Below are 8,687 nucleotides of genomic sequence, written 5' to 3' on the forward strand. Positions count from 1 at the left end.
GGTCTTGGAGCGCTCACTCTAGCCCACCCGCATCTCCTTCAGCATCTCCAGAATGTCGTTCTCAATTGCCTGGATATCCGCTTCGATCTCCGCAATGGGCCGGGGCGGCTTGTACCGGTAGAAGTAGCGGTTGAAGTTGATCTCGTAGCCGACGACTCCGACCTTGGCGTCCTTGTGGTCGCGTTTCGACGTGTCGATCCAGGCGTCGGGTACATGGGGCTTCACTTCACGCTCGAAGAAGGCTCGGACACTAGCCGGCACATTCTCTGCGTCCGCGGGGTCTTCTCCATCCGGTAGGGGCACGCGCTCCGTGTCCCGGAGTTCCGAGTCCGGTTCCGGCTCGCCGTCCGCGCTCCTGCAGATCTCGGCGTCCGGGTCGCGCTCGGCCAGCGCCGAGAGGATCGCCTTCTTGACCGTTGCAGGCAGTTTGAGGTCGGCCTTGGCGGCTGCGGCCGCAACGTCGGCAACAAATGCCTCGCGGTCTTTGCAGACCGTATCGGGCATCAGCTTCAGCAGGGTTCGGATCGCTTCCTGCCGGACACGGCCGTCGGCCTCCTCCTTGGCGCCAGCCTCGCCCCGCTTCTTCGACTTCGCCAGGTTCTGAAAGCCTTTCTGCTCCTCCAGACGGGCGATGCGTTCAGGAGTGGCGTGGAAGTTAAGCCTCAAGGGGCGTTCGACGGTGATCCTGCGAAAGCCGAACTGGGTGGTGGGGAAGATGTGGCTGACCACCACCTCCTCTTCTTTGTCCTTCTCCGTCCGCATGCGCGTCTCGCCGTCGCTGTAGTTGGCGAGGAGGTCGAGCACCTCCAGGGCTTTTTCCGGCGGTATCTCGCGCCGCTTGTCGCCGAGGCTCCGGCGCATGGGCGACCAGAACGAGGTGGCGTCGATAAGCTGCACCTTGCCCTGGCGTTCGTGCGCCTTGCGGTTGGTGAGGAGCCACACGTAGGTGGCGATGCCCGTGTTGTAGAAGAGCTGCTCGGGCAGGGCGATGAGGGCTTCCAGCAGGTCGTTCTCCAGGATGAAGCGGCGGATCTCGCTTTCGCCGCTGCCGGCGTCGCCGGTAAACAGGGGCGACCCGTTCATGATGATGGCGATGCGCGCGCCGCCCTCGGCGGGTGGCCTTGCGTGGGCGAGCATGTGCAGCAGGAACAGGGTCTGGCCGTCGCTGATGCGCGGAAGGCCCGGTCCGAAGCGCCCCGCGGCACCGCGTTGGTGCTCGGACTCGACAGTCTCCTGATCCCGTTTCCAGTCCTTGCCGTAGGGCGGGTTGGCGATAAGGTAGTCGAAGGTCTGGCCGGCGTGGCGATCGTTGGACAGGGTGCTCCCGAAGGCGATGTTCTCGGCATCGCGGCCCGTCGGGTCCTTCATGAAGATGTCCGACTTCGACACGGCCCAGGTCTCGGGGTTCACTTCCTGTCCGAAAAGGTAGATCTCGGCCCCGGCATTGATGGCAGGTCGCAGCAACTCCGCTCCGGTTGTGCTGCCGTTGGGGCGCACCCCGACCGTGATGTGCTCCTTGGCGATCATCAGCATGCCGCCCGAGCCGCAGCAGGGGTCATACACGCTCCGGACGACCCCCGGAGCGGCGATGAGGCCCTCGTCTCCGGCCAGCATAAGGTCCACCATCAAGTGGACCACATCGCGGGGCGTGAAGTGCTCGCCGGGGTTCTCGTCCAGCGCCTCGTTGAACCGGCGGATCAACTCCTCGAAGATGGTCCCCATGGTCGGGTTGTCGATCTGTTCCGGGTGCAGGTCCACGTTCTTGAAGCGCTCCAGGACCTGGAACAACAGCCCCGCCTCTTCCAGCTTGCTGATGGTGTTGTCGAAGTCGAAGCGCTCCAGCACGCTGCGCATGTTCTCGCTGAAACCGGCGATGTAGTTCCGAAGGTTCGCCGCCACCTGCGGCGCGTCGCCCAGCAGCTTGTCGAAGTCGTAGCGCGAGGTGTTGTAGAAGGCGAAGCCCGAGGCCGCGCGTAGCGCCCTGTCGAGATCTTGCAGGCCGCGCTTGCTCAGCTCCGCTTGCCGCGCCAGCACCGCCTCCTTGGTTGGCGCCAGCACGCAGTCGAGCCGGCGCAGTACGGTCAGCGGTAGGATGACGTCCTGGTATTTCCCGCGCTTGAAGCTGTCGCGGATCAGGTCCGCGACGCTCCAAAGAAAGCCGACGATTTCGCTGTGGTTCATGAAACTACGCGAGGCAATCGCGGGGACAGATTCTGGTCGAACAATAGCCTCACTAGGATGGCACCGAAACGAAGCGGCGCTCCCGGTCAGCGGCGAACGCCAAGCAGGCGCGGATGTCGTCGCGCTCGAGATCCGGGAAATCGGAGAGTATCTGATCCTCGGACATGCCGGATGCTAGGTATTCGAGGACATCGTAGACGGTTATTCGAAGCCCTCGGATGCACGGCTTGCCGCCGCGCTTTCCGGGTTCGATGGTGATGACGTCTCGATAGTTCATGGCGCCAGCCATTCTAGCGGCCGTGGCAGCCTGGGGACACCCTACGAAGGCTGCTCGCTACCCCGCCCGCATCCCCGCCAGCGCATCCACGATCGCGTCCGCGTCCAGCCCCATCTCCAGGATCTCGATGTTCTCGGCGTACTGGTCGGGGTCGATGGCGGCTTTCACGTTGGGTTCGAAGACGTGGTAGGCCTGGAGGCCGAGTTCCACGCCGGCGAGGGGGCCGGCGTAGGAGGGGTCGCCGGTGGTGACGGTCTCGAACTGGACCTGGCTGCTCTCGGTGGTGGGAGCGCCGAGCAGCACGACGATGTCGTCCTTTCCGTATGCTTCCGCGAGTTCCTTGATTCGACCTTGATCCTCAAGGTCCATGGCCCCAGCGGCTGTTCAAACGAAGCACTGGGTGGCGGCGTACGCGACTTCGCCTCCCAGTCCGGTGATGGCCTGCTCGATGACCGGGGCGGGGACGCCGTCCCGCTCTCCAAGGATGATCAGTTTCTTGCCGTTGAGGGTGATGGGTTCTGCCGACATGGGAATTCTCCTCGTTTGGTAGGGTCAGACCTTGAAGTAGCGCAATCCGTGTTAAAGCCTTGAATTTTCGCAGAGTTGAGCAGCTACTGCTACGCGCCGTTCCGCTCGATCAGCACCGACATTCCGTCCGTCACCTCGGTCATCTGGCCCAGGAACAGGCTCGCTCTGGCAACCAGCATGCAGTTCCGGATGTCTCCGGCGGCCATTTCCCTCAGCGCGTGGGGCACGTACACGAAACCGGAGGCGATGTGCCCCTGGGTGGGGGCGTAGCCGCACACCCCCTTTGCGCGGCCGAATCCGGCGATGTCGCCCCGGTCGATCTCCTTGGCCATGGCGAGCATGGCGGCCATCATCTTGTAGTTGCGGGCGGCCACGTCACCGGCCTTGGCGGACACGGTGATGTCCGGGTTGTGTACCTCGGTCACGATCCGGTCGATCTGGTCGACGCCCCATTCTAGCCGCCGCAGCGGCTCCAGAACAAGCTCCCGGAACTGCTTGTCGAGAGCGGCGCCGGCCTTGACGGGATGGCGTCCGACCGCCCGCAGGTTCACCGTCGGGCCGTGGCCGTCGTCGCGGCCGATCCACACGGCCACCGCGGACAGCGCGTCCTCCAGCACGGGGATACCCTGCTCCAGGTGGTAGAGGGACTTCATCCCGAGCTTGGGAAGGGAACCGCCGCCCACCACCACCACGTTCTCGAACACGCCGCTCTCCACGAGCGAGGCGCCGATGACCATGGCGGGAATGGGCGCGGCGCAGAAGTCCTTGATGTCGATGCCGGTGCCGAGGTCGCATCCCGCGAACTCGGCGATGGCCTTGGCCATGTTGCCGCCGCCACGCTGGTAGCGGTCGCCCACCGCCTCCTCGGAGCAACTCAAGACGAGGTCGACATCGCCCAGGCCCAGGCCGTCGACGTGGTTCAGCAACTCGTGCACGGCCAGGGCGCCCGAGACCTTGCAGCAGAGGTTTTCCAGCAGCACCGCGGCCGAGAGCGCCTCGTCCTCGGAGTGGCCCGTCTTTACGACTCCCACGGGCGCGCCTTCGCCGCCGGCGAAGAGCGGCAGGCTGTCGGCGGAGTCCACCTCGGCGTCCATCCGGGCGTCGGTGAGTAGCGCGGGGGTCTTGGAGACAAGCGGTGCCGTTAGCGGAGTCGATTGCAATACCGGACCCATCTCCTCCCAGAACCGCTCGCGCAGCAGCACGTGCTTGAACGGGTCCGCGCAAGCGAGCAGGGCGAGGAAACGCCGTTCCTCCATGATGTGCCCGAAAGGTGCCTCGCCACCGTCCGCGTCGGTCAGCTTGTCGAACCAGGGCTGCTCCACCTCCCACAGACGGGCCGGCGACTGGCTGCCGATGAACACTTGGTTGGGCAGGTAGCGGCACGCGTCGTCGTAGCTCCACAGGCCCCGCGCCAACTCGGCGAGGAACTCCGGGCGGGCCTTGGTTTCCCGGAACGGCTTGGAGCCGTAGCGGACCAGGCTCGGAGTGTGGGCGAGGGCGGTGGCCGCGCCCCGGATGACGGGCTGATTCGTCGACATGGGACGGACCTTATAACGTCCACGCAAGCTGGGCAAGGATGCATGGCAGGGATGCCCACGTACCCCACGAGCGTCATTCCCGCGAAACAGGCTGTGTCAAAACCCCACTTCCCAGCGACGCAAGACCAGTCCGTCATTCCCGCTTTCCGCGGGAATGACGCTCGTGGGGTTATGGACGGTGCAGGTGTCGACGGACTGCGCTCCTTGTAATATGATCCGCGCATGCCATGAGGGCCACGCCGACGGAGCCGACACCACGCGACTCCGGCCCGGCATGCCCACGGGAGGAAACCATGCAGGATTCGAAACAGAAGCAGTTCGCCATGGACGCCGTGCAAGAGAACGGCAACAACATCGCGCTTCTCGGCGACAACATCTTCTACTTTGCCGAGTTGGGGATGCAGGAGTTCCGCACCACGGAGCTCATGACCGAGATCCTGGAGCAGGCGGGCTTCGAGATCGAGCGGAACATCTCGGGGATTCCCACGGCGTTCATCGCCACCTACGGGTCGGGCAAGCCGGTGGTGGCGCTGCACACGGAGTTCGACGCCACGCCATCGAGCTCGCAGATGCCGGGGGTGGCGGAGCAGAAGGCCATCGTGGACGGGGCGCCGGGTCACACCGAGGGGCACAACGTCAACGCCGCGGTGATGATCGGCGCGGCGGTGGCGGTCAAGAAGACCATGGAGCAGTTCGACATCCAGGGGACGCTGCGGGTGTACGGCGCCCCGGCCGAGGAGCAGCTCGTGAGCCGGCCGTACTTCGTGCGCGACGGCTACTTCAAGGACGTGGACGTGGCGCTGCACGACCACATCGGCTCCAACCTGGGAACCGTCTACGGCCTGCGGCAGTACGCGCTCATCTCCGCGGAGTTCACCTTCAAGGGCGAGAGCGCCCACGCGGCCACCTCTCCCTGGAACGCGCGCGACGCGCTGGACGCGGCGGTGCTGATGGACATCGGCTGGGACAAGCTGCGAGAGCACCTGGAGCCCTCCCAGCGGAGCCACCGGGTCATCAGCAACGGCGGCGACCAGCCCAACGTCATCCCCAACACCTCCACCATCTGGTGGTTCTTCCGCGAGGCCACCGCGGAGAAGGCGCGCGCGCTTTTCGAGAAGGCCAAGCGTGTCGCCCAGGGCGCGGCCACCATGACCGACACCTCCTATTCGGTGAACGTGCTCAGCGCGGTGGCGCCGACCCGCTGCAACCGGGTGCTGGCGGAAGTGATCCAGAACAACATCGAGGCCGTGGGCATGCCGCAATGGAGCGAGTCCGAGCAGAAGCTCGTCACCGACCTGCAGACCAAGGTCAACGTCAAGCCCACCGGGATGCCCAATCAGGTGGCGCCGCTTCGGGAAGCGGTTCAGTCCGTGTCCGCCAACGACTCGGGCGATGTCTGCTGGGTGGTGCCGTCTGGCGTGGTGAACTTCCCGTCCAACATCCCGGGCATCGCCTACCACCACTGGGGCGCGGGCGTGTCCCTGGCCACAACCGTGGCCCACAAGGGGGCCGTCGTGGGCGCAAAGACCATGGCGGCCTCGGCCATCGACCTGCTGATGGACCCGGAACTGGTGGCGCGGGCCAAGGAGACCTTCAAGGAGGAGATCGGCGGCGTGGAGTACCGGCCGTTGCTGCCCGACGACCAGCAGCCGCCGCTGGAGCTGAACCGCGGCATCATGGAGCGCTACCGCTCGGCCATGGAAGCGCACTATCCCAAGGAGAAGCCGGCATTCAGTTAACGCTGCCGCTCCAGGGGCCGGAAATCCGCCTGCGCGCGCTGCTCGACCGCGCTACCGCCGGCCAGAGGATTCACGGCCGCTCCCGCTTGCGTCCGTCCCTGGCGGACAAGGTGCTTCGCGACCCGTTCTGGGTCTGGTGCCAGTACCACGCCCCCAGGGCCGAGGCGGTGAACGAGATCGGCCGCTACGAGCAGATGCGCTACCGCCGGGGCGTCGAGCACGAGGACGCCTGGGTCGCCGCGCACTATCCCGGAGCCCTGGCGATCCGGCCCGACTTCGGCCACGCGGCCCTGGTCCGCACCCTCCGGGCCATGCTGGAGGGCGTTCCCGCCATTCACCAACCGCAACTGTGGGACCTGGGCCGGGACGTCTACGGCCGCGGCGACCTGCTGGTGCGCGACGACAGCCACGCCTCGGACCTCGGCCCCTACCATTACCGGGTCATCGAGATAAAGCGCGCGCGCAAGCTCCGGGACGCCTATGTGCTCCAGGCCGCCTTCTACAACCGCACCGTCGGCGCCCTCCAGGGCTACACGCCGCCGCGGGTGACCGTGGCGCTTCGCGAAGAGGTCCGTCCCGTAGACGTCTCGGGTTTCGGCAACAGGATGGACGACGTGGCCGCGCGTTGGGCGGGACTGCGGGACGGCACGGCGGCGCAACCCGAGCCCGGCCGGCCCCCCGACGTCACCGACTCACCGTGGCGCGTGTACGGCAACAGGCTGGTGCACGAGCGCCGGGACCTGGTGCTGCTGGCCGGGGTGCGCGCGCCCGAGCGGGCGAAGCTCCGGGCCGCCGGCATCCACGGCGTGGATGAGCTGTGGACCCGTTCCCCCGGGGAGATCGAGGAGATCCTGGGACCGCGCCACGGCGCGACGGCCTACCACGTGGCCCAGAGCTACAGGACGGGGCAACCCGTCCCCAGGCACGGCCGCGAGCTGCGGATTCCCAGGGCCAGGCGGCCTCTCTACTTCGACTTCGAGACCTCCGACGACATGCATCCCACCATGCCGCCCCACGTCTACCTCATCGGTTGCTGGGACGGCTCCCGCGACCAGTTCGTCAAGTTCCTGGCCCGCGGCCCCGAGGACGAAGTGGAGATCTTCGAAGGGTTCCTCGACTACGTGGGCGACGACGTCGAAGCCGTGCGCCTCTATCACTGGACCGACTACGAGGTAAGGCAGATGAAGGCGGTCATGCGCCGCTGGCCGCGGCTGGAGGGACGGCTGGCGCGCCTCCTGGGCTCCTGCGTGGACCTGAAGCAGTGCATCCAGGACGCCGTCTACCTGCCCGTGCCGCGCTTCTCCATCAAGAGCGTCGCCCCGGCCCTCGGCTTCAACTGGCGCCAGCAGGGATTCGGTGCCTACGAGGCCTTGCTGTGCTACTGGGACTCCCTCGAAACCGGTGACCGTTCCCTGGCCGAGAAGGCCGTCCTCTACAACGAGGACGACTGCCTCGCCATGTGGCACGTGGACCAGAAGCTCACCGGGTCAACTTAACCTTGACCGTTCGCCCTGAGCCCTTCGACAGGCTCAGGACGAAGCGAAGTCGAAGGGCGCCATCCGTCGGGTTGTCACTCTGTCGAATCGTGCACGGGCGCGGTCGCAGGAGGCGCGGTCGCTGGCGCCACCGTAGCGTCCCCCGCCTCACGGGCCTCTGACTTCCGCCACGCCCGTTCCCGCACGGTGGCGTACAGCACCGGGATCAGCACCAGCGTCACCAGCATGGAGGTGATCAGTCCGCCGATCACCACCCGGGCCATGGGCGCTTGAATTTCGCCGCCCTCGCCCCATGCCAATGCCAGCGGCACCAGCGCGAGGACCGTGGTCAGGGTCGTCATGAGGATCGGCCGGAGCCGGGTGCGGCCCGCGAGGACCACCGCGTCGACGACGCTCAGGCGTTCCTCGCGCATCTTGAGGTTGATGTAGTCCACCAGCACGATGGCGTTGTTCACGACGATGCCCACCAGCAGGATGATGCCGATGTAGGAGTTGATGTTGAAGGTCGTGCCGGTCACGTGGAGCGATGCGAGCACGCCGATGGCCGCGAACGGAACCGCGAACATGATCACGAACGGATCGATGAGGCGCTCGAACTGGCCCGCCATGACCATGTAGACCATGATCAAGGCCAGGAGCAGGCCGATCCGCAGCTCGCCGAAGGCCTTCTGCTGTTCCTCGAAGTCTCCGCTCACCTGGATGACCATGCCTTGCGGCAGCGGGATCTGTCCCAGTGCCGCCTGCAGGTCGGCCACGGCCCCGGCCATGTCGCGTCCCGAGACCTCGCCGGAGATGGACACCACCCGTTCCTGGTTGAGCCGCTGGATCGACATGGGTCCGCGGCGTTCCTCCAGCCGCACCAGGTTCTTGAGCGAGCCTCTTGCAAAACCCCTCGAGTGAGGGGGTTTTGTAGACGTGGGGTCGTTCC

7 protein-coding genes are annotated in these 8,687 nt (G+C 66.2%); 2 read left to right on the plus strand and 5 right to left on the minus strand.

All coding sequences use genetic code 11. The features are described 5' to 3' along the window. Positions 1 to 18: 18 nt before the first annotated feature. From OXU42_01680 to grdC, 4 genes are all read right to left on the minus strand, one after another. Positions 19 to 2,181, minus strand: a complete 2,163-nt coding sequence (locus tag OXU42_01680) for a class I SAM-dependent DNA methyltransferase (GenBank protein MDE0028099.1) — start codon at positions 2,179 to 2,181, stop codon at positions 19 to 21. 52 nt (positions 2,182 to 2,233) lie between these two features. Continuing rightward, entirely contained in the window at positions 2,234 to 2,458 is a 225-nt protein-coding gene (locus OXU42_01685) for a DUF433 domain-containing protein (GenBank protein ID MDE0028100.1), read from the minus strand. Positions 2,459 to 2,515: 57 nt separating this feature from the next. Continuing rightward, positions 2,516 to 2,986: a glycine/sarcosine/betaine reductase complex selenoprotein A gene (gene grdA, locus OXU42_01690; GenBank protein ID MDE0028101.1), complete on the minus strand. Its 471-nt coding sequence runs from the start codon at positions 2,984 to 2,986 to the stop codon at positions 2,516 to 2,518. A gap of 89 nt (positions 2,987 to 3,075) precedes the next feature. After that, entirely contained in the window at positions 3,076 to 4,524 is a 1,449-nt protein-coding gene (gene grdC, locus OXU42_01695; protein MDE0028102.1) for a glycine/sarcosine/betaine reductase complex component C subunit beta, read from the minus strand. 293 nt (positions 4,525 to 4,817) lie between these two features. Here grdC and OXU42_01700 point away from each other — a divergent pair, with 293 nt between their 5' ends. Further along, positions 4,818 to 6,263: an amidohydrolase gene (locus OXU42_01700; protein MDE0028103.1), complete on the plus strand. Its 1,446-nt coding sequence runs from the start codon at positions 4,818 to 4,820 to the stop codon at positions 6,261 to 6,263. Positions 6,264 to 6,349: 86 nt separating this feature from the next. Continuing rightward, a complete protein-coding gene (locus OXU42_01705; protein ID MDE0028104.1) occupies positions 6,350 to 7,759 on the plus strand; it encodes a TM0106 family RecB-like putative nuclease in 1,410 nt (469 codons plus the stop codon). Positions 7,760 to 7,833: 74 nt separating this feature from the next. Here OXU42_01705 and OXU42_01710 read toward each other — a convergent pair. Then, a partial coding sequence (locus OXU42_01710; protein MDE0028105.1) for an efflux RND transporter permease subunit occupies positions 7,834 to 8,687 on the minus strand: 854 nt, incomplete at its 5' end.

It is taken from the genome of Deltaproteobacteria bacterium (assembly GCA_028818775.1).
GTDB lineage: Bacteria > Desulfobacterota > Binatia > UBA9968 > JAJDTQ01 > JAJDTQ01.

What these genes read in the sequence shown, in the direction of transcription:
- OXU42_01680 (MDE0028099.1), bottom strand. Translation starts at nt 2,181, where the DNA reads ATGAACCACAGCGAAATCGTCGGCTTTCTTTGGAGCGTCGCGGACCTG.
- OXU42_01685 (MDE0028100.1), bottom strand. Translation starts at nt 2,458, where the DNA reads ATGAACTATCGAGACGTCATCACCATCGAACCCGGAAAGCGCGGCGGC.
- grdC (MDE0028102.1), bottom strand. Translation starts at nt 4,524, where the DNA reads ATGTCGACGAATCAGCCCGTCATCCGGGGCGCGGCCACCGCCCTCGCC.
- OXU42_01700 (MDE0028103.1), top strand. Translation starts at nt 4,818, where the DNA reads ATGCAGGATTCGAAACAGAAGCAGTTCGCCATGGACGCCGTGCAAGAG.